General features: G+C 46.1%; 20 protein-coding genes, 1 tRNA gene and 2 pseudogenes. 4 read left to right on the top strand and 19 right to left on the bottom strand.

Annotated features, from left to right (window positions below; genetic code table 11):
• The 3 genes from mepA to prmB all read right to left on the bottom strand — a co-directional run bounded on the left by mepA (position 1) and on the right by prmB (position 2,933).
• Positions 1 to 834, bottom strand: a complete 834-nt coding sequence (mepA, locus tag LPW36_RS09920) for a penicillin-insensitive murein endopeptidase (RefSeq protein WP_230609514.1) — start codon at positions 832 to 834, stop codon at positions 1 to 3.
• An 11-nt stretch (positions 835 to 845) separates the two neighbouring features.
• Positions 846 to 1,931, bottom strand: a complete 1,086-nt coding sequence (aroC, locus tag LPW36_RS09915; protein ID WP_230609513.1) for a chorismate synthase — start codon at positions 1,929 to 1,931, stop codon at positions 846 to 848.
• 69 nt (positions 1,932 to 2,000) lie between these two features.
• Positions 2,001 to 2,933 carry a 50S ribosomal protein L3 N(5)-glutamine methyltransferase gene (gene prmB / locus LPW36_RS09910; protein WP_230609512.1) on the bottom strand — a complete coding sequence of 311 codons (933 nt, stop codon included), beginning with the start codon at positions 2,931 to 2,933 and terminating at the stop codon, positions 2,001 to 2,003.
• Between the two features lie 201 nt (positions 2,934 to 3,134).
• On the opposite strand from prmB, the gene smrB reads away from it, so the two are divergent.
• Positions 3,135 to 3,686: an endonuclease SmrB gene (gene smrB / locus LPW36_RS09905; RefSeq protein ID WP_230609511.1), complete on the top strand. Its 552-nt coding sequence runs from the start codon at positions 3,135 to 3,137 to the stop codon at positions 3,684 to 3,686.
• Between the two features lie 46 nt (positions 3,687 to 3,732).
• A pseudogene (locus tag LPW36_RS17860) lies at positions 3,733 to 3,840 on the top strand (phosphotyrosine protein phosphatase); the annotation flags it as partial.
• 42 nt (positions 3,841 to 3,882) lie between these two features.
• Here the strand turns inward: LPW36_RS17860 and sixA are convergent.
• Positions 3,883 to 4,362, bottom strand: coding sequence for a phosphohistidine phosphatase SixA (sixA, locus tag LPW36_RS09895; RefSeq protein WP_230609509.1), 480 nt, complete (start codon positions 4,360 to 4,362; stop codon positions 3,883 to 3,885).
• 78 nt (positions 4,363 to 4,440) lie between these two features.
• On the bottom strand, positions 4,441 to 4,734 hold the full coding sequence (locus LPW36_RS09890; RefSeq protein WP_230609508.1) for a YfcZ/YiiS family protein: 294 nt from the start codon (positions 4,732 to 4,734) through the stop codon (positions 4,441 to 4,443).
• 413 nt (positions 4,735 to 5,147) lie between these two features.
• Here LPW36_RS09890 and fadL point away from each other — a divergent pair, with 413 nt between their 5' ends.
• Complete coding sequence (gene fadL / locus LPW36_RS09885; RefSeq protein WP_230609507.1) at positions 5,148 to 6,443, top strand: long-chain fatty acid transporter FadL; 1,296 nt, start codon at positions 5,148 to 5,150, stop codon at positions 6,441 to 6,443.
• 124 nt (positions 6,444 to 6,567) lie between these two features.
• On the opposite strand, the gene mlaA is transcribed toward fadL, so the two are convergent.
• The 10 genes from mlaA to ccmA are packed head-to-tail and all read right to left on the bottom strand — an operon-like array spanning position 6,568 to position 14,349.
• Entirely contained in the window at positions 6,568 to 7,323 is a 756-nt protein-coding gene (mlaA, locus tag LPW36_RS09880; RefSeq protein WP_230609506.1) for a phospholipid-binding lipoprotein MlaA, read from the bottom strand.
• Between the two features lie 31 nt (positions 7,324 to 7,354).
• Positions 7,355 to 8,560 (bottom strand): c-type cytochrome biogenesis protein CcmI, encoded by a 1,206-nt coding sequence (gene ccmI / locus LPW36_RS09875; RefSeq protein WP_230609505.1) that lies wholly within the window; start codon positions 8,558 to 8,560, stop codon positions 7,355 to 7,357.
• Positions 8,557 to 9,051 (bottom strand): cytochrome c-type biogenesis protein, encoded by a 495-nt coding sequence (locus tag LPW36_RS09870; protein WP_230609504.1) that lies wholly within the window; start codon positions 9,049 to 9,051, stop codon positions 8,557 to 8,559. The genes ccmI and LPW36_RS09870 overlap by 4 nt, the downstream gene beginning before the upstream one ends.
• Positions 9,051 to 9,605, bottom strand: a complete 555-nt coding sequence (locus LPW36_RS09865; protein WP_230609503.1) for a DsbE family thiol:disulfide interchange protein — start codon at positions 9,603 to 9,605, stop codon at positions 9,051 to 9,053. Before LPW36_RS09865 ends, LPW36_RS09870 begins: the two co-directional genes overlap by 1 nt.
• Positions 9,602 to 11,563 (bottom strand): heme lyase CcmF/NrfE family subunit, encoded by a 1,962-nt coding sequence (locus LPW36_RS09860; protein WP_230609502.1) that lies wholly within the window; start codon positions 11,561 to 11,563, stop codon positions 9,602 to 9,604. Before LPW36_RS09860 ends, LPW36_RS09865 begins: the two co-directional genes overlap by 4 nt.
• Positions 11,560 to 12,057 (bottom strand): cytochrome c maturation protein CcmE, encoded by a 498-nt coding sequence (gene ccmE / locus LPW36_RS09855; protein WP_230609501.1) that lies wholly within the window; start codon positions 12,055 to 12,057, stop codon positions 11,560 to 11,562. Before ccmE ends, LPW36_RS09860 begins: the two co-directional genes overlap by 4 nt.
• A complete protein-coding gene (ccmD, locus tag LPW36_RS09850; protein WP_230609500.1) occupies positions 12,054 to 12,269 on the bottom strand; it encodes a heme exporter protein CcmD in 216 nt (71 codons plus the stop codon). The genes ccmE and ccmD overlap by 4 nt, the downstream gene beginning before the upstream one ends.
• Positions 12,266 to 13,003: a heme ABC transporter permease gene (locus LPW36_RS09845; protein WP_230609499.1), complete on the bottom strand. Its 738-nt coding sequence runs from the start codon at positions 13,001 to 13,003 to the stop codon at positions 12,266 to 12,268. Before LPW36_RS09845 ends, ccmD begins: the two co-directional genes overlap by 4 nt.
• Positions 13,004 to 13,063: 60 nt before the next feature.
• A complete protein-coding gene (gene ccmB, locus LPW36_RS09840) occupies positions 13,064 to 13,723 on the bottom strand; it encodes a heme exporter protein CcmB (protein ID WP_230609498.1) in 660 nt (219 codons plus the stop codon).
• Complete coding sequence (gene ccmA / locus LPW36_RS09835; protein WP_230609497.1) at positions 13,723 to 14,349, bottom strand: cytochrome c biogenesis heme-transporting ATPase CcmA; 627 nt, start codon at positions 14,347 to 14,349, stop codon at positions 13,723 to 13,725. Before ccmA ends, ccmB begins: the two co-directional genes overlap by 1 nt.
• Before the next feature lie 320 nt (positions 14,350 to 14,669).
• Between ccmA and LPW36_RS09830 the strand changes: the two genes are divergently transcribed.
• Positions 14,670 to 14,744 (top strand) — tRNA-Arg (locus LPW36_RS09830).
• 113 nt (positions 14,745 to 14,857) lie between these two features.
• Here the strand turns inward: LPW36_RS09830 and LPW36_RS09825 are convergent.
• The 4 genes and pseudogenes from LPW36_RS09825 to LPW36_RS09810 all read right to left on the bottom strand — a co-directional run.
• Positions 14,858 to 15,392: pseudogene (locus tag LPW36_RS09825) on the bottom strand (helix-turn-helix domain-containing protein); the annotation flags it as partial.
• 110 nt (positions 15,393 to 15,502) lie between these two features.
• Positions 15,503 to 17,698 carry a DEAD/DEAH box helicase gene (locus LPW36_RS09820; protein WP_230609496.1) on the bottom strand — a complete coding sequence of 732 codons (2,196 nt, stop codon included), beginning with the start codon at positions 17,696 to 17,698 and terminating at the stop codon, positions 15,503 to 15,505.
• Positions 17,695 to 19,011 (bottom strand): ATP-binding protein, encoded by a 1,317-nt coding sequence (locus LPW36_RS09815; protein ID WP_230609495.1) that lies wholly within the window; start codon positions 19,009 to 19,011, stop codon positions 17,695 to 17,697. Before LPW36_RS09815 ends, LPW36_RS09820 begins: the two co-directional genes overlap by 4 nt.
• 3 nt (positions 19,012 to 19,014) lie before the next feature.
• On the bottom strand, positions 19,015 to 21,342 hold the full coding sequence (locus tag LPW36_RS09810) for a tellurite resistance TerB family protein (protein WP_230609494.1): 2,328 nt from the start codon (positions 21,340 to 21,342) through the stop codon (positions 19,015 to 19,017).
• Positions 21,343 to 21,415 lie beyond the last annotated feature (73 nt).

Raw genomic sequence — 21,415 nt, 5'->3', positions numbered from 1 at the left:
TTATTCTGCCTTAAAATTATTCACTATTAATGCTTTACATGCCGCCGGTGGTTCCGGAATAACCGGATCTTTTGGTTTAGCATTTGGTAATTTAGCTGGCGCTTCCAGCCAACTGGTCAGTTCTGCACCACAGCCATCGCCCACAGGAATAGCCGCCTGCTCTTCACACTCCCGACTATCCGCCGGACAGCGTAAACGTACATGCATATGAGCGCGATGACCAAACCATGGGCGAACTTTACGCAACCAGGTACGGTCAGTTCCGGCGGTTTGGCACAGCTTCTGTTTGATGGCAGGATTAACAAAGATACGCGTTACATCACGATCGCTGGCGGCCAGTTTAATCAGCTCGCCAACTTGTGGCTGCCACAGGCTCTCAACCACTCGCTTACCATCATCGGAAACTAAATCAATTGCTTTCGGATTTTTTAACTGAGTGTCGCTCCAACGAGAATTGGGTAACTGTAACCAAATATCTACATCTAAGCCGCTCTGATGGCTGGCATGTCCGGTAGCAAAACGGCCACCGGCAGGCATTCCCATATCCCCCACCAGCACATTACCTAAACCATTAGCCTGAGTTTCAGTGGTTAAACGGTCAATAAACGACAGCAGGTCCGGGTGACCAAAATAGCGTAACTGTTGGCTACGCATCACCTGATACCCTTCCCCTTGTAGTTCCAGAGGTTGAGCGCCAATAATACAGCCATTAGAGAAACCGCCAATAGATTGAGGAGCCCCCGGCACAGGTTCCTTCACTTTCTGCCATGGGGTTGCTGCCGTTACGGATGCGCTAAAGGCTAACGCCGCCGCAACTAAATACCATTTTTTCATTACCAATTTCCTTACCAACGTGGAACGTCTGATTTCACGTCATTGCACTGTGCACGGTTGCGCATCAAGTGATCCATTAAAACAATTGCCATCATCGCTTCCGCGATCGGCACCGCACGAATACCGACACAAGGGTCATGACGCCCCCGGGTAATCATCTCTACTGCTTCGCCCTGCTTATTGATCGTTCGCCCAGGAATAGTAATGCTGGACGTTGGTTTCAGCGCAATATTGGCAACAATTTGCTGCCCGCTGCTAATACCACCGAGAATACCGCCAGCGTGGTTGCTCAGGAACCCTTCTGGTGTAATCTCGTCACGATTCTCGCTACCGCGTTTATTCACCACGGCAAAACCATCGCCAATCTCAACCCCTTTGACAGCATTAATGCTCATCAAAGCATGGGCCAGATCGGCATCTAAACGGTCAAAAACCGGTTCGCCTAATCCAACGGGTACGGCATCCACTACCACCGTCACTTTGGCTCCAATAGAATCACCCGCTTTTCTTAATTCACGCATCAGTTCATCCAGCGCTTCCAGACGTTCAACATCCGGACAGAAAAATGGATTCTGTTCCACCTGATCCCAATCTTTTAATTCGCAGCTAATATCACCCATTTGTGACAGATAACCGCGAACCTGAATGCCAAACTGCTGTTGCAGATACTTTTTAGCAATGGCACCGGCCGCTACGCGCATCGCCGTTTCACGGGCAGAAGAACGACCGCCGCCCCGATAGTCGCGCAGGCCATATTTTTGCTGATAGGTGTAATCAGCATGACCCGGACGAAACAGATCTTTAATTTCGCCATAGTCTTGTGAGCGCTGATCCGTATTCTCTATCAGCAAACCAATAGAAGTACCGGTAGTTACCCCTTCAAACACGCCGGATAAGATACGCACGCTGTCAGGTTCACGACGTTGGGTGGTATAGCGGGAAGTACCCGGACGGCGACGATCCAGATCGTGCTGCAAATCAGCTTCAGTTAATGGAATTCCGGGTGGTACACCATCAACAATACATCCCAACGCCACACCATGGGACTCACCAAAGGTCGTCACACGGAATAATTCTCCAATACTGTTCCCTGCCATCACAGCTCCTTAGCTGTTATTTATCATCAGAGCGTTCAATAGCCCGGTAAAAGTGATTGTCGCAACAGGTTAGTCGCGATAAATACGAAAATGTTCGCTGCATGCCAGCAGTTGGTCCCGCGTTAGCATAAACACGCCATCGCCGCCAAACTCAAACTCCAGCCAGGTAAATGGAATATCCGGATATTCATCCATCAGATGCACCATGCTGTTACCCACTTCACAAATCAGTACGCCATCTTCATTCAGATAATCCGGCGCACAGGCCAAAATACGGCGCACTAATTTCAGACCATCGCTACCTGCCGCCAGCCCCAGCTCCGGTTCATAGCGGAACTCTTTTGGCAGATCGGACATATCTTCCGCATCCACATAAGGCGGATTGGTTACGATCAGATCGTATTTTACCGGCGGCATATCGCGGAACAGATCGGAACGAATTGGCGTAACCCGGTGCTCCATACGATGAGCTTCAATATTTTGTTCAGTTACCGCCAGCGCATCAACGGAAATATCAACCGCATCAACTTCAGCTTCCGGGAAGGCATAGGCACAGGCAATGGCAATACAACCGCTGCCGGTACACATATCCAGAATTACCTGAGGTTCCTGAGTCATCAGTGATTCAAAACGATTGTTAATCAGTTCGCCAATGGGAGAGCGAGGAACTAATACCCGCTCATCAACAAAGAACTCATGACCGGCAAACCAGGCTTTATTCGTTAAATAGGCCACTGGCAAACGTTCGTTTACCCGGCGAATAACTCGCTCAACAATACGCTGGCGCTCACTGAGCGTCAGACGAGAGAAATACATTTCCGGAGGAATATCCAGCGGCAGGAACAGGGTTGGCAGCACCAGTTGAACCGCCTCATCCCATGGATTATCCGTTCCATGACCATAATAAATACTTGCCGCATTAAAACGACTGACGGACCAACGCAGCATATCCTGAATGGTATGCATGTCGTTAACCACTTCATCTACAAAGATTTTGTCCAATGAGCCCTCCGGCAAGAAATAGAATTCGCAAATAACCCCCTAGTTTGCCACGAAGCCGGTAACAAATCAGCTGCAATCAAGCGTAATTCTGCTATTCGTTTAACACCAATTTGCCACTCATTTTAGATCTGACGTAGACAGAACGCTCGATAGGGTTACACTAAGCGTTATCTTTTATCATATTTAGTCAATTTTGAACTCTTGAAGAAAAATAAATTTACCCTATCAGATGAAGAGCATGCACTGTTTCGGGAGTCCGTGCGTGGAGTAAAGCCTCTGCCTCAGGATAAGGCGCTGCATCGCATAAAACCTAAAATTAAAAAGCGTCCGGTAGAGCGTCTGCTTCAGGAGCAAATAGATGCCAGCTTCTATTTTTCTGATGAGTTTCAACCACTGCTGAGTGAAGATAGCCCCATTCGTTATGTGCGTCCCGGCGCGAATAGCTATGAAGTAAAAAAACTCCGGCGTGGCGATTATTCACCCGAGCTATTTCTTGACCTGCACGGGTTAACACAAGCGGAGGCGAAACAAGAGCTGGGTGCGTTAATTGCCGCCTGCCGCCGGGAACATATTCACTGCGCCTGTATTATGCATGGCTACGGTACATATGTATTGAAACAGCAGACACCGCTATGGCTGGCCCAGCATCCGGATGTTATGGCCTTTCATCAGGCACCAAAAGAGTTTGGTGGCGATGCGTCAATACTGGTGCTAATTGCACAGGAAATCACTGAAGACCCCTCCCCATTTTGACTTCACGCCATTTTCACATAGGTCAGTTAAGCTGTCGGGGAATCTGATGAGCCCTACCGCAGAGCAGGTATGGCGTCGCCATCCTGACTTTTCGGTTAAATCTGCCGGAACCAGTCGCAATGCCCGTAAGCCATTAACCATCACACTGTTTAAGATACAAATATTCACGCAAGCGAATCGGAAAAAGCGTTAACCGTTAACGCAATGAACCCGGTGTTTGCTGCCAGTCAAGATTACCTCGCCCGGTTTCAGCATCCAGCGTAATTGCCGCTACGGCTGAAGTGCTAAACATAGGTGGATATATACCACCGCAAAGTTCAGAGACCAGATAACCCACCAGCGGTAAATGAGAGACTACCAATACAGAACTCACACCATCCTGCGCCAGAGTCATCAAATAATCGGCAGACAGCATCGCATCGCCACCCGGCGTCAGGGCTGAGAAAGTTTCGATAGTAGAGGAAGATAACAGAGGAAATTCGTTTTTGACTACATCCAGCGTTTGCTGCGCCCGAACGTAAGGGCTGACCAATACCCAGTCAATCTCAGCGATTTTTTGCCGTAGCCAGAGCGTCATTTGAGCCGTTTCCTTACGCCCGCGCTCTGTTAAGTTGCGGGCCGGATCGCTGTCAGCATGATAACTGGCCTCGCCATGCCGCATAATTAGCACCTGCATGTTTTGCTCCGTCCATTTATGGCTAACGCCGGTATTCCGGCGTTAGCATTATTCTAAACTATAAAAAACTGGCGGCGATTAGCGCAGGCCCAGTTGGAAAATCATGGTTTCGGCCTGGCACGAGAATGTGAAATCAACGTTCAGTTCAACACCACCCGCCACGTCGGTTAAACGGCTTTCAATCAGGCAAGGCTCGGACTCTGTAGCCCGCGCTTTTTCCGTTAACATCTTCAACATTTGCTCCGCTTCACCACGATTAGCAAACACATTTTGATAGGACGCAGTACAATCCGTGTTGTCCATCACGGTACCAACATCAACGCAACAACAAGCAGCGGTTTCTTGTGCATTACATTTTAATGAATCAGACATCGTACTCTTCTCCTGTGAATAAAACGGTGAATGGTCGTTTTATTTAAAACCTGAATGAGATCTAGCTCAAAATTCAATAATCTTTCCTATACTACTCTTCCTGCCCCATTTACGCATGAATTTTGTTAATTTCAGGCTAATCACCTGCACAACAATTAATCACCCCACCTAAAAACCGCTTATAACAATCTGATTATTATTGCCTTTATAATTTTGTAATTGAATACACATCAAATGTAACCAATCCTGTATGTAAAAACTGTTTACTTTTAAACAAAATATTAAGCCTTAATCCCGCTCAACCCCAGTTATTGCGCTCAACTGGTCTAATCTGTAGCTAACATCTTACTCCCTACAATGCCGCCTCAATTATTACAATCCGTAATAATTTTTATCACTTTTGAGATTTTGGTATGCACCACAAAAATATTTTAAGAAAGTCAGCATTGGCAATGGTTATCGCAGCGGTATCTTCTAATCTTTATGCGTCAGGCTTCCAGCTTCAGGAATCATCGGCAGCAGGGTTAGGCCGTGCATTTTCCGGTGAAGGCGCTATTGCTGATAATGCAGCATCAGGTAGCCGTAATCCTGCATCAATGACGATGTTTGACCGCCCTACTTTTTCTGGTGGTGCCATTTACGTCCAGCCTACGGTAAAAATTAGCGGCACTTCACCGGCTGGTACCGATATGTCTGCGAGTGACATCACGCCAAACGAGTGGGTTCCTAACCTTCACTTCATTTACCCGATTAATGATAGTTGGGCTGTTGGTGGTTCAGTAACCAGCAACTATGGCCTTTCTACTGAATTCTCCGATGATTATGCGGCGGGTCCTTTAGCAGGTAAAACATCATTAAAAACCGGTAACCTTAATTTTAGTGCCGCTTACCGCATCAATGAATATTTCAGCTTTGGTGCCGGTTTTAACGCCATTTACGCTAAAGCAGAAATCAACCGCTATGCGGGTGAAAATAGAAACGGTATGCCAAAAGATACCGAAGTGGTTCATATGAAAGGCGATGAGTGGGGCTACGGCTGGAACGCTGGTCTGCTGTATGAAATCGATAAAGAGAACCGCATCGGTCTGAGCTATCGTTCACAGGTAGATATTGATTTTAGCGGCGACTACAGCAGTGAACTGCCATCGAAATATAACGCCATGCAGGCTGCTACCGGAATGTCATGGGGAACCAATGGTCAAACCATGAATGGCGATCTGACCCTGTCTTTACCAGAAATATGGGAGCTGTCCGGATACCATAAAGTTGCACCAAAATGGGCTATGCATTACGGTTTAAGCTACACCAGTTGGAGCGAGTTTAAAGAGCTAAATGCGACCGGTTCCGATGGACAGACACTATTTTATAAGAAAGAAAACTTCCGTGATGCTTATCGCCTTGCGTTAGGTACTACTTACTATCATGACGAAAGCTGGACATGGCGCGCAGGTATTGCATTTGACGACAGCGCGGTTCCTGCAAGTACGCGTTCTATCTCGATTCCCGATCAAGACCGTTTATGGTTAAGTCTGGGCTCAACCTACAACTTCACTAAAGATGCTTCAGTTGACCTTGGCGTGTCTTATATGCACGGACAGAAAGTGAAGATTGAAGAAAAACTGAACAACGCAGCCAATAGCCCAACCTATACTTTCCATTCAGAAGGAAAGGCATGGTTATACGGTATCAACCTGAACTACACCTTCTGATTCAGGTCTGTTGTTTGATATCTGACGCCACTCTGCAATGAGTGGCGTTTTTGTATATAAAAAACCTCCGATAACAGGCGCTGTCAGTCGGAGGCTTCAGATTTTTAATCAATGGCGTTAATGATTAATCGATATCATTCAGTTGACCTTTCAATGCGTCTGCATTTGGATTCTTTTCAGCATCAACCTTACCATCGTTTGCCAGGAAGTCATGATGCTGGAAGTAAGCTTCACGAACAAAGATATATGGATCGGGTGAGTTAGTCAGCATCTGATCCTGATCGAGGAATTGGGCACGACTCTCAATACCCTCAATAGCCCATTTGCCCGCGGAACCCCAGAAGGTTATCCAGCTCAGTACCGGATATACGTAATCAACATACCTTCCCCCCTCATCACGCAGGGTTGCAGAACCATAGCCAGGCAATACGGCATATGGGCCATAAGGAACATCATAATGGCCTAATACCTGACCAAACTCTTTGTTATAGCCCTTTTTCAGCTTGTCATTGGACATACCGGCAACATCAATAAAGCCGCCCATCCCCAACAGGGTATTCACGAAAAAGCGGTTAAAATGGCGGAAGCCATCATACAGGTTCCCCTGCAGGAAGTAGTTCACCATGCTGGCCGGCTCACCCAGGTTGCTGGTGAAATTGCTTAAGCCATTACGCGCAGGCTGAGGCATGTAATCACGCCACACCACCGCAATAGGACGAACAACATAGGGATCCATGTACTTATAGTTAAAGTTAAACATGGAACGGTTAAACCCTTCCAGCGGATCCTGACGAGTTCCATCTTCGTTCATGCTCCCGCTGTTGGCACATCCGGTTAACATCATCCCGGCCAGTGCCATACTGATAAGACGGCGCTTCATTTTTTCTCCCTAATATGCAGGCATACAGCACTTACTGTTTAATCTGCTTAATTGTCACATCAACCGTTTCTTTACCGCTAAATGGGTGAATATCACTTTCACCAACCAGATGTTGAGTATCTGCCCGACCGTCGCTGGTAATGGTAGCCTTCACTTTCACCTGCTTAAGGCTGGAAAGTAAACGTGCTGGCATCATCGAATCACTGTCATCTAATATCAATTCTAACGGAAATTTATCTAACGGTAATTGTTTAACGGCTACCGGTATGGGTGATTCACCATCCAACACGGCTATCATCACTTTTCCCTGCGCGGGCAAATGTGATGCCATCTCCGGCGATAGCGCCAGTTTAACCGCTAACCGATAGCCGTTAGAGGTCACCTGAGCTTTCGCATAGGCGAGGCTACTTCTGATAACATCAAGGCCTTTAGCATCAGCAGGCAACAGAGTTAAAACCTTCTCCCAGGCCATAATTGCTTCATTAAAATTACCCTGACCAAAAGCATTCATCGCTAATGCCGATAAAGCGTCAGTATTGTCAGGCTCCGTTTTTAGAATATTCTTCAGAATATCACTGGCTTGCTGGATATCGTTCGGGTTATTAGAACGCGTCAGCAATTTAGCGTAGATAATTTGAATATAGCTATCTTTTGGCGACAACTGGTAAGCTTTTTCATAAGCCTGTAATGCCATTTCGCCATCACCAAGTTTTAGCCCCGCTAATCCCAGCATCGTCCAGTCACGCACATTACCGGGATCGGAAAGCAACTCAGTGCGCAAACCCAGTCCAAAACGGGCAATATCTTCCGTCGTCACCAACTGGCCGCTATCCGCTTTCTGACGCAGCTCTGGCAACATCTTCACAATCTGCTGCCACTGCATCACCTGCGTCAAACCGCCAGTATGAAAATAGAGCCCCAGCGATACCACCACCAGCAGTAATACGCCCGGTATTAGCGCCGTTTTGCCAAGCGGAGCCTGTTTTGCCGCCCGCTCACTTTCCGGAATATCTTCCAGCAGATTATGTTGCAGTTCGGCGATCATAGTGTCACGTTCACCAATAACACCCTGCTCTTCATCCGCGCTCAGCTCGGTCAGGCGCTGCTGATAATATGCTTTGTTAATTGCATCGCGATCGGTGTCTGCATTCGGATCGGGTCTACCCAGAGTTGGTATAATCAGCAATGCCGCAGCAATAACCAGTAATACAATAATTGTCAGCCAAAATGCGATCATGATTTCTTCCTGCCTTTAGCGCCCGTTTTATCGCTGAGAAGTTGCTGTAATCGTGCTTTTTCTTGCTCGGACAAAGTCTCTGACTCTACTCCTGAAGCACTGACTTTACGACGACGCGAAAGCATCACAGTGGCGGCAGCACCAATCACTACACAAAGTGCAGGAATCAGCCATAAGAAAATAGTGGCTGGTGTCATCGGTGGCTCATAAGTAACAAAGTTGCCATAACGATCAACCATATAGTTAATGATATCCTGCCGTGACTGCCCCTGTTCCATCAGTTCATACACTTTTTCTCGCATGTCTGTTGCTATAGGAGCATTTGAATCAGCAATACTGTTATTCTGGCACTTAGGGCAACGCAACTGCCCCGTCAACTCACGAAACTGCTGTTCCTCTTCTACTGACTTAAAGTTATAAGTATCAATAGCGGCATGAGCAACGAAAGTCATCATCAGGCCGAACAAAATAAATGAAATACGCTTAAGCATTATGAGCCGCTCCCCTGATATTTAATCCAAAGGGGTTTAATTTCTTCTTCCCAGATGCGATCGTTAAGGTCGCCCGCATGGCGATAACGCACGATGCCATCACCATCGATCAGGAATGTCTCCGGAGCGCCGTAAACGCCAAGATCCAGCCCCAACATGCCGTTGTTATCATATAAACTTAACGCATAAGGATTGCCCAAATCGTTCAGCCATTTGATGGCTTTATTTCGCTCATCTTTATAATTCAGGCCAACGACGCGGATCCCCTGTGCTGACAGTTTATTTAAGAACTGATGTTCCGCATAACAGGTTGGACACCATGTTGCCCATACGTTTAACAGCATTGGTTTACCATCATGCAATACTGCCTGATCGTAAACTTTTCCCGGGATATCCAGCGACTCCAGCTTAAATTTTGGTACAGGTTTACCAATCAGTGCCGATTCCAGTGAAGTTGGATCGTCACCCTGAGCATTACGCTGTAGCTGAACCATAAACGCGATCACCAGCCCCAGAAAAACAATTAATGGAATGAACAGTAGCTTCTTATTCATACTGTCTCCTCACGGACTAATGATTTTTTAATCCGATAGCGCGGGTCCAGAATACACAACAGACCACCAAACGCCATAAATAGACCACCGAACCAAATCCAGCGAATAAACGGCTTATAATAGATGCGCACGGCCCAGGCTCCGTCATTCAACTGCTCGCCTAATGCGGCATACAGATCGCGCGTAATGCCACCATCAATGGCGGCTTCGGTCATCATACTGCCGGCAGCTTTGTAGTAACGTTTTTCGGCGTGTAGCGTTACTTCAGGCTTGCCTTTGCGAGTAATTTCCAGCTCACCGGCACCACCGGTATAGTTTGGCCCGGATATTTCGCGAACATCACGGAAAGTGAACTTATACTCATAAATCATGATGCTATCGCCATCCTTCATGCGGACATCACGCTCTACGCTATAGTTCTGGCTAAAAGCAATACCAAATACCGTAACGGCCATGCCCAGATGGGCAAGCACCATTCCCCAATGACTACGGGAAAGCTGGGTTAATCCTTTAAAGAAACCATGACGGTGTGTCGCACGTTCATGCAGTTCCATCAGTGTCAGTACCACGACCCAAATAGACATCATCAGGCCCAATACTGTCATGGCAATGATCTTATCCTGCAACAACCAGGGTAAAGCAAATGAAGCTGCCAGCGTCACAACCAGAGCAACAATCAGCCGTTTTAACAGCTTTGAGGGCTCATCACGACGCCAGCGAACCAATGGTGCAACACCTAATAACAGGGAGAATGGCACCATCAGCCAGATAAACATAGAGTCAAAGAAGGGTGCGCCAACAGAAATTGAACCTAACCCCAACTGCTTATGCACCAACGGTAACAGCGTGCCGAGAAGAACCACCAGCATTGCTGCCATCAGTAGAATATTGTTACCCAACAGGAAAGATTCCCGGGAGAAGAACTCATGACGAGCCTTGGTCTTACTGACTCGCGCTCCGTTTACTGCATACAGCAGTAGCGATCCACCAATCACCACCACCAAAAACGCCAGAATAAACATACCGCGCGCCGGGTCCGAGGCGAAAGAGTGAACGGAAACCAGAATGCCTGAACGCACCAGGAAAGTGCCTAACAAACACAGGGAGAACGAAACAATCGCCAGCAATACGGTCCAGGCTTTGAAAGTTCCTCGTTTTTCCGTTACGGCCAGAGAGTGTATTAAAGCTGTACCGGTAATCCATGGCATTAATGATGCATTCTCTACCGGATCCCAGAACCACCAGCCGCCCCAGCCCAGCTCGTAATAAGCCCAGTAAGAGCCCAATGCAATACCCAGCGTCAGAAAAATCCATGCGGCAGTGGTCCACGGGCGAGACCAGCGGGCCCAGGCGGTATCCAAACGCCCAACCATCAAAGAAGAGATAGCAAACGCAAAGGCGACAGAGAAACCAACATACCCCATATATAACAATGGCGGATGGAAAATCAGGCCTACGTCCTGCAACAGTGGATTCAGGTCGCGTCCGTCAATCGGGAACATCGGTAAAGTACGGGTAAAGGGGTTAGAAGTCAGAATAACAAACAGCAGGAAACCAACGTTAATCATACCCAGCACTGACAGCACTCTGGCTACGGCATCCAGCGGCATTTTGCTGCTGAAGAGCGCAACGGCACTGGTCCACAATGAAAGCAGAACGATCCATAACAGCAGCGAACCCTCATGGGCACCCCAAACGGCCGCCATACGGAAATAAACCGGAAGCTGGCTGTTAGAGTTAGTCGCGACATAGATAACGCTGAAATCATTAATAATAAAGGCATACACCAGACAGCCAAAAGCCAGCATGGTCGTAGCCAGTAACCCATAAGTTAATGGCCGGGAAACGGTCATCATTCGGGCATCCTGCTTATAAGCACCCAACAGCGGATAAATACTTAACAGCAACGCCAGTGCGGTTGCCAGCGCCAGCGCAAAATTTCCAATCTCAGGTATCATTGAGCATTCCCCTGAGCCGCTGGTTTATCTTTATAGTCGGCCTCAGGGCGTTGATGATTCTCTTTCATCGCCTCTTCTACTTCTGGCGGCATATAGTTTTCGTCATGCTTGGCTAATACTTCTTTAGCATTAATCACATTGTTCTCTTCAAATACGCCCTGAGCAACCACGCTTTGTTCTTCACGGAACAGGTCTGGCAGAATGCCTTCATAGTGAACATCGATTGCAGCACGGACATCATAAACTTTAAAGCTGACTTTCAGAGATTCGGGATCGCGTTTTACCGATCCTGTCATCACCATGCCACCAATACGTAACCGCTGCCCCGGTTCAGGTTTAATTTTATCTTCACCTTTACCGTAGACGATTTCACCCGGAGTGTAAAACAGGTCGATATTAGAACGCAGAGCGTATAACACCAGCGAAATAGTCACTGCCATCCCGACTAATACGGCAAGCGCCAGATACATTCGGTTCTTACGGCGTGGATTCATAAGCTTGCCTCCTGCTTATTCTTTGCATTTTCGATTCGGGCTTCGCGAGATTTACGGCGCTGAATTTCGGTTAATAATCGTTTCCGTTGCCATCGGGTGTGACAAACCAGAGCCAGTAACGGGATCAGCGTTGCCGCTACGGCCAGCCAGACAAAAAAGCCATAGCCGCCCATTGCAAAGAATTCCTGCCATGAAGAAAATGCCGGTGTCATTTGCCTGTCCCCTTGCTAACCAGTGACTCGACCCAGGGTTTCTGGCGGTCATGAATAAGAATCAAATTACGTAACCGCATCAGGGTTAAGGTAATAAAGAAGAAGAGATAACCAAAAATAGAGAGTCTCAGTGGTGTTCTCATGCTCGGATCAACAGTTTGCTGCATATTCGTTGACCCCTGATGCAGCGTATTCCACCACTCCACCGAGAAATGAATAATAGGCAAATTGACTACACCAACCAGTACCAGAATGCCTGCGGCCCTTCCGGCCAGACGTCGATCGTCAAAGGCGTTATACAGAGCGATAGCCCCCAGATACAGGAACAGTAGCACCAGTTCTGAGGTCAGGCGAGCATCCCATACCCACCATGTGCCCCACATGGGTTTTCCCCAAGCCGAGCCGGTAGCTAATGCGATAAAGGTAAACACGGCCCCCACCGGCGCCATGGCGGAAGCCACCATATCTGCCGACTTCATTTGCCATATCAGACCAATAAAAGCGGCGATAGCCATAGAACCGTATATCCCCATCGACCAGATAGCGGCCGGTACATGAATATAGATAATCCGGAAGCTGTCGCCCTGCTGGTAGTCGGACGGAGCAAACCCAAATCCCCATATCCAACCGGCAGATAAACTGATAATACCGGCGATTGCCAGCCAGGGAATAAACTTACCGCAGAGACGATATAGCGTCTCTGGTTTCGCGAGGGAATGTAGCCACTTCCACATAGTCGTTTATGCTCACACTTGGTTGTAATTAAAATAATCAGTTAATAACTATTATGTTTGTTATTGCACACTTACCCGTAAAGCAGCTGAAGCGGCAAAAGGCGCTAACGTCGCGGTTCCTGCTAAAATAGCGCCTAAAATAGCCAGATAGCCATTAATTGGCAGCGACATCGATGCCGCATCAATCGCCGAAGTCGCAAAAATCAATACCGGAATATATAACGGTAATATGAGTAAACTCAGTAAAACCCCGCCCTTGCGCAGGCCAACAGTTAACGATACACCAATTGCACCAATAAAGCTTAAGGTCGGTGTTCCTAACAATAGGGTCAGTACCACTGCCTTCCAGGTCACATAATCAAATGACAGTAACAGCGCCATTAGTGGCGATAAAATCAATAATGGTAAACCGGTTAGCAACCAGTGAGCGCATACTTTTGCCAGAATAGTCAGCGGCAGAGGCACCGGGAGCAACATCAGTTGTTCCAGCGAACCATCCAGAAAATCATCCCTCAGTAATCTTTCCAGCGACAGTAACGAAGCTAATAACGCCGCCACCCAGACTACTCCCGGAGCAATACGGGATAATAGCTGCGGCTCCGGCCCAATACTTAATGGAAATAGCGTCACCACAATCAAAAAGAACCACAGTGGATTAATAATTTCAGAGCCCCTGCGAAAGGCAATTTTCAACTCACGCTGTAAAATAGAGATAAACATCAGCGCCACACCCCACCATCCAGCTTAATTTTACGAATGGGGCCACGGGTACTCATCATATCCTGATGGGTAGTCAGTATCACAATACCGCCCTTCTCTGTATGCTGTTCAAACAGGCGAGTCAGATGCTCAACGCCCTGTTTATCAATGGCGGTTAATGGTTCATCCAGAATCCACAATGGCGCCTCGCTCAACCACAGGCGTGCCAGCGCAACCCGACGATGCTGACCAGCAGAAAGCTGTGCTACCGGCACATCTTCATACCCCACCAGACCAACTTGTGACAATGCGCTCCAGATAGTATCAGGATCTTTTTTGCCGGAGGATTTTTGGAAAAAGGAAAGGTTTTCAAACGGAGTCAATACGGCTTTAACACCGGCATAATGACCAATATAGAGAAGCGAGTGGTTATAACGATCGCGGTTGCGGCGTGTTGATTCACCCTGCCAGAGAATATCACCACCATCACTGCTGGCTAACCCTGCAAGAATGCGTAACAGGCTGGTTTTTCCTGCACCGTTAGGCCCTTCAATCTGGACCAGCTCTCCGGGATGAATAGCAAAACTCAGCCCGGTAAACAGAGCTCTTTCATCACGAATACAATTCAGTCCTTGCGCTTCCAGCATCGTATTACATATAACTCTCAATTGGTAAAAGTTGGCTTTATCATATCACAGCCTTTTAGTGGCTCGTAGCTTCGCACCGAGCGGTTATGTACCTAATTATGGGTAAAATGCGGCCTCAGATCAAACACTGACTGGGAAACTCGGAAGAATGTGAACTATCTCTAAAAACTACCAATCACAGAAATCGGAGAATAAAATACTAAAAAGCAATTTCAGCCTGACCGAAACGAAAATACGCTTAACCTGTCACTAATTGACCAAACGCACTTAACAGTGCTGAATCTCTGAATAAAAATAGGTATACTGCTGCTCTTACGCAAGTCCCCGTAGTTAAATGGATATAACGAGCCCCTCCTAAGGGCTAGTTACAGGTTCGATTCCTGTCGGGGATGCCATTTTGATGTCAACCTACATCACCTCACCTCAATAAACCCTTTTAAAATGCGGCTTGCATTGAATCAATAGTCAATCATTGGCAACCAAAATCTATTGGTTACAATGATCTTTTGAGGATGCCTGCTGCAATGATCGGCGTTTTACTGATATACAGCTTACAACGAGCGACTTTGGAGTAGGTAACAATAAACGTTTGTTGGTAAATTCGCCCAACGCCTTTCTGGTTACCTAAATATTGAGAATAATCCCATCTCTGGCGACCCGCTCTTCAAGCGATTTTAAACGCTTACTGAAGTTCTCCAGGTTATGTCTGAGCCAAACAGAACGCCCCCCACTACCGGAAATAAAGATGCTTTTTTACGAAGCTCATTACTGGTTCTGTGCTGACCATGAGCGGAAAGCACTATGGCATACTCAGTAACAACAAGTTCTGTAGCTTCGTCAGTTCTATTTTTTAGATTGGGAACACGTTTACTTTGATTGATGAGCTAATCAATACCACCATCTTCAACGAGTTCTTGATACCGATAAAACGCATCTCGTGAAACGCCCATGATTTTACAGGCTCTGGAAACATTCTTAAATTCTTCAGCCAAATTTAATAAACCGGCTTTGTGTTTAATGATGAGATTGTTAGTATGCAACATGAGAATTACCTTGATGTGTTTTGAATAAGGATTCGACACCCATATCAAAACCGGTAACTCTTACTATTTCAAGGTACTGTGTCAGATTAGATCGAGACTAATACACATAATTACAAATGTTTCTGTAACCACCACTTTACTCGCTCCATATTGAAAGCCCGCAAACCATATTCTTGTGCCAAGAGAGTTTCAGGTAAATATTCATCATACTTCTCAAGGCATTTCTCTACGATGCTTGTAGCCAGCTCTGATTCCGAAGGTAAACCTTCCTGAAGTATGTTAACTAAAGATTGCTTAACTTCCATCACCGTGGTTTTTTCAACTTCAATAACACCGGCAAATGAACCCGCTTTAAAGCCGTACTGGATAAGTAATGCTGATAGAGTATTTACAGTTTGATCGCCCAACCAAGGGAGGATATAAACATGCTGTCCCTGTTGAATAAAATGTTCAGAAGCCAAATTATTATTGCGAAAACAGTACACCCCTTCATCAAACAGGTTTCTGGCAGCCCTGTCGGCAAAATTAGCCTTATGATCACCAACAGTGATGCGATAGTCGCTTTCCCGATAAATAGTAAACATTTCCTGGCGGACAACATCATGAATGGACATTCCTTGTCCGCCAAATATAGGTGGCTGCCCGCCCTTTGTCGCCTCGACATAGATAACTCTTTTATCACTATCAATATCAGTCACTTTCCAGCGTCGTCCGCCGAAAATAATATGTTGGTCAGGCATCAGTGGAGAATCAACAGGGATAGAACCCAACGTATTGTTCCCCGTAACAATACGAAACTCTTCCGGAGTACTGAATACGGCATAGAAGGTATATTGATTTACCTGTCTCTCACCCTCCACACCTAGTGTCAGTTCACCGCTTGATAGTTGAGTAAGAAATTGATGCTCTCCCATATGTTTCAACAACGCTTTGAAGTCATCAATTTTAACTTTCTGAAATGGTCCTTGTTGACATAGCTGCGACCAGATTTGATCTGCACGCACGCCTCCCCATTGTGCAACAATCGCCAGGATCTGATGAAAAAGGGTGGAATAGTGCATCTGCCGAGTATCAGCTGGCTCAAACCATTTGCTGCTGATAAGTAAGCGTATCATTGCTAATGATTGTACAAGCTGTAACCTGAGCTGATCGATAATACCTGATGTTGGTGTCAGTTCACGTTCATCAATTAGCATTCTCAGTACGGCAGGAGAGTCACGTCTGCCGGAACGCCCCATACGTTGACGTAGGCTGGCTACTGAATGAGGTGCGGTAACTTGCACGACGGAACTAACTTTGCCTATATCGATACCTAGTTCCAGCGTCATTGTACAGATCGCAGTAGTTGGTAGGTTGCCTTTTTGCAGTCTTTGTTCAAGCGTTTCACGCAGCTCTCTGGATAGAGATCCATGGTGGGGAAAGAATTCGTTGGGAACGATGTTCATTTCACTAAGATCGCTAAGCGTAGCAGCAATACTTTCAGTCCGTTTGCGGCTATTAGCAAACACCAAATTGGAGTCACCACGACAAAAGCGAAAGATATCGTGGCAGATTTGCGTCTCAGCTGAAGGTGGCGGCTCTTGTCCAGAGATGACTTGTGGTTCCAGATAACCTTTTACCTGTACTTTTAGGGTGGTGTGAATCTGACTGTCGGTAATAATGTCACAGGACAGACGTTGATTTGGTCGCAAGGATAACGGCACCTCTTCCAACTCTCCCAGCGTTGCGCTTAGTGCAACCCTAGGTACTGGGTTGCTAACTCTTCCCAGAAGGTGATCGACCCGGTTTAGCAGAGAAAGGAGTTGCATACCTCGCTCAGAACCAATAAAGGCATGGAATTCATCAATAACAATATAAGCCAGTGGCACAAAAGCCTGCTTTAGCCAACCAGCCTTACGGATCAGCATCGCTTCCAGCGACTCAGGGGTAATAAGCAAAATACCAGAAGGGTTTTTCTTCGCTTTTAGTTTTTTACTCTGCGCAATATCCCCGTGCCAAGGTGTGACCATCATATCCAGTACATCACCCAGGCTTTCCAACCGTCGATATTGGTCGTTAATCAGAGCCTTAAGTGGGCTAATGTATAAAATACCAAAACCTTCCTGAACATCTGCGATAGCAGAGCAAGCGGGCAGGAAAAAAGCTTCTGTTTTACCAGCAGCTGTTGCGGCACTAATCAGTACATCCCGATCGCCCGCTAATATTGATGGAATGGCTTTTTTTTGCAGTTCCCTAAGATCTGTCCATCCTTGCTGGTATATCCACTTTTGTATGCGGGAATCCAGTCGCTGGTATTCATTCATCATAATCTAAAGTCAGCTAGCTCATCCCCAGAGATATCTTCTGTCGAAATAATATCATCCATATCGCTGGGCCTTTCTTCTGCAATAGCAACACTGGCAATCAACTGCGACCACTGAATAGACGGATTTTGTTCCAACACAGCAAGCATATCCAGAAAGGCCTTAATCGTATTTCTCGGCGTACGAAAATAGGCGTCGCCGATGGTATTGCTGCAATGGCTTAAAAATGCCGTTAACGCATCATCAGGAACCAAGTAGCTATCCACATCACCGCTGGAATAAACGTGACGAAGATTTTTCAACAGGATATAGAGCTCTTCCGGTGTTAGGCTGGCTAAATGCAGGGAAGGAGATGAATAATCAATCACACCGGCTCGCTGAGCAAAGCTGTTTTCTGCCAGCCTTGATTGAAGCGCTTCATAGCTATACAACCCCTTACGCGGATCAAACAAGAACTCCGGCGTTCCACCGAGCAAAAAGCCAATATGTTCAGCTGTTCCTTGCAGGCAGTCATTCAGAATACGTAATATCTGTTCATAATTGGCAATCCGAGCTTGCGTATTGCTCAGCTTGTATAAATTGACCATTTCGTCAAGATTCACCAACAGACCGGCATAACCTGCCTGACGAACAAACAAACTCATCAGCTTTAACGAATCGTAGAAAGAAGCATCAGAGATAATGGTACGCACGCCCAGATCGTTACGAGCATCAGTTTTCGTTGTATATTCACCTCTCAACCAACGGATAGCATTCCATTTTAATGTCTCGTTATCCTGCTCATGCCCCTGCCAGTAACATTCAATAACTTTAGCGAAATCATAGCCACCAACCATGTCAGACAAAGCAGCAAGCTTTTGTTGAATAACAGCCGGAACTAGCGTGTTTGTACTCTCGGCTTCTTTTCTGGCCTCCGTGATAAAGCGCTCTACCACGCTTAATAAAGCATTTCCATCTGGCTTATTTCGGGTAGATAAATTTTTCATCAATTCAGAATAGAGGTTTCTCGCTTGTCCGCCAGTCGCATGAATACGGCGATCTGGAGATAAATCAGCATTGATTGTCACCAGCTTTTTCTCTAACGCAATTGAGCGAACAACGCTTAAAAAGAACGTCTTACCTGAACCATACTCCCCGATAATTAGTCGAAATCCAGATCCACCATCGGCGATACGTTCAATATCCTTATACAGTGCTTTTATCTCGTTGCCCCGGCCAACCTGAATATGCTGAATACCGATTTTAGGCGTAACGCCTGACTTAAGTGACTGAATAATAGCGTCTCTTTCTTTAAGACGAATGCGAATGCCAGACATAAATTATCCTTTGAGTTCTTGTGCTATTTCCAGGTCAACATAAATATCATCGTCGTCGTCAAGAATCGGTGCGTCAACCTGTTCGAAAGACCAGTCATTAATTGCTTCAATTGCACCACTCACCATCAAATTAAACTGCTGGCATAGCGCAGTAACTTCGCTTCGTGACCAACGTTCTTTTTCCAGCAAACATTGATAGAGCTGGTAATGAGCTTCATCAAGACCTGTGCCAGGATGCGATGGAGTATCTATTGATAGTTCTTCGATAGATTCATCTTCAGAAAAGATAGTGTTCAGTAACTGACGAACGTCCGTTGTGTCAGATTCATGACGGGCAAGGATCCGTTCATCGAGAGAAAATGTGCGGCGCGTCTCTGATGTGGTCGGCAAAGTAGCCGGTGCTACTTTTTCTGCTGTTGACAATCGGTGGAGATCACTTGTAACTGTGCTACTGTCCAGACCAAGGCTGGCATAGATTTTTTCTAATTGCTTAATTTCAGCCGAATCTATTCTTCCATCTGCACAAGCAACGCTGATAATAACATTGCTAATAACCGATTTTTCTTTATCCTGAAGTAGCCCAATTCTGGCCTTTAAACCAGCCATACTGGCAGGTGTATTTAGTCTCCAGATCAGGTAAGCGTATAACGATCGTTTTTCCGTTGGTGATAATCTATCATTATGGTCAATCACCTTTTCTAGTGCAGCCTGCTCAGAAATATCAATGACCTTATCTATCTGTGCAACCATTGCTCCTAAACGAATAGCCACAGACATTGACTGGAATTCTGACGAAGGCGTAAAAAATTCACCGTGTCCTTCCGAAAATAAAACAATGTTACCGTCTGATTCTGGTTTGGCGTGGTGATAACGGGTATCCGGTGCAATACCGTAACCTACACGTTGGACAAAATTTTGCATCAATTCGGCTTCTTTCTTATTCATCTTAGCAGGGACAGACATATCCAGTCTGGCCCAGAAATCAGTAACCGTTACCAACCCTGAATTCTCACGAATCCTTTCATCTGCCCAGTTTTTAAATCCTGCGAACATATGCTCTGCCTCTTCGCTCAGGATTTCATTAGGAAGAAGCATAATGGCAGCGATATCACTTCTTTCTGCTTCTTTTTTACCGAGGTAACGGCTATAGGCATCCAGGGCGCCGGTACAGGATTCCGCAATTTGTATCAGTTTTTGTACAGGTGCTCTTAATACGCTGGGATCAGGAAGATCAGGATGTTCAATACCAATTCCTCGAAGCGTACTGCTTGCCGGTAAATAAGTTAGTTTCAAGCTGGTCTTGTTTGGTTTAACTACAAGGCCACCACTGAATTTATTAACATAACGTAGTTTAAACAAAGCAGCAAACTCGTCTGCACAACGTCTCGCCGGAGTCCGTAGGGTATATTCAGGATAATATTTTACCCATGCCAGAGCCAGATCTGCCGAAAGTGGTTTTCCCTGTGCAACCGTAGTAGCCAGACGAAATTGAAATAGCAACGAACTTCCCGAAACAAAGCATTCTTTTTCATTCTCGAATTGAATAACGCCAGGTCGGAGAAGCAACATGACCTCTATTAATTGAGTCGAATAATGACGAAAAGAGTTGTTTGCCAGGAATACCGCTCTCAAGCGCAAAACTTCTTCAAATAATGATTTGAATTCATCATCAGAAATTGTTTCCTGCGTACCATCCACTAATATGCGGCGTTCGAGACCATAAAAATAGATAAAAACATAACCAACAGGACAGCTTGAATCGCTGCGATCGCTTGCCAGCCAGTCCAGATATGCACCCCGACAGCGAGGAGAAAGTGTTGAAAAGCTGGGCCAGTATCCCAACGACTCATCCTGATAGTGTTTTGAAATATGCTGGATAGGTAAAGCATCGTTAACCAAAGAGGCATCAGTACCATCGTTATAATGATGGCCATATTCTCCTGATGAATATATTTTTAACTGTCCGCCGAAATAAAAATTACCATGGCTAATGACGGTATCTTGAATTGTGATAATCTCTCCCGGTTTGACCCATCTCGCTGGCATTGTATTGCACCGGGTTGCAATTTCTCGTGACTGTTGTTCACGGCTGATTCGGTATTCAACCGTCTGTCCATTAATGACAGTAAAGGTTGCCAGTTCATCATCATCAGATGTCTGAGAATGCATACTCGCCACGCTATTGATTGACTTATTGGAAGATTTCTGTCTGAACGTATTATTCATTTTGGTGATGTTTTTGCTGTTTGTTCTCTGAACAGTTGATTTTTTCTTTTTGAAAAACAAAAACCAGATAACAACCAGTGCAAAAATAAATATCCAGAAATCCATTCCCGTTCCCTTAATCGATAATAATGCTTCTCCGACATTGTTTCACGGACAACAAAAGCGGCGAGCGTAACGC

Source organism: Limnobaculum eriocheiris (assembly GCF_021010575.1).
Lineage (GTDB): Bacteria > Pseudomonadota > Gammaproteobacteria > Enterobacterales > Enterobacteriaceae > Limnobaculum > Limnobaculum eriocheiris.
This window is presented reverse-complemented; position numbering and strand designations above follow the sequence as displayed.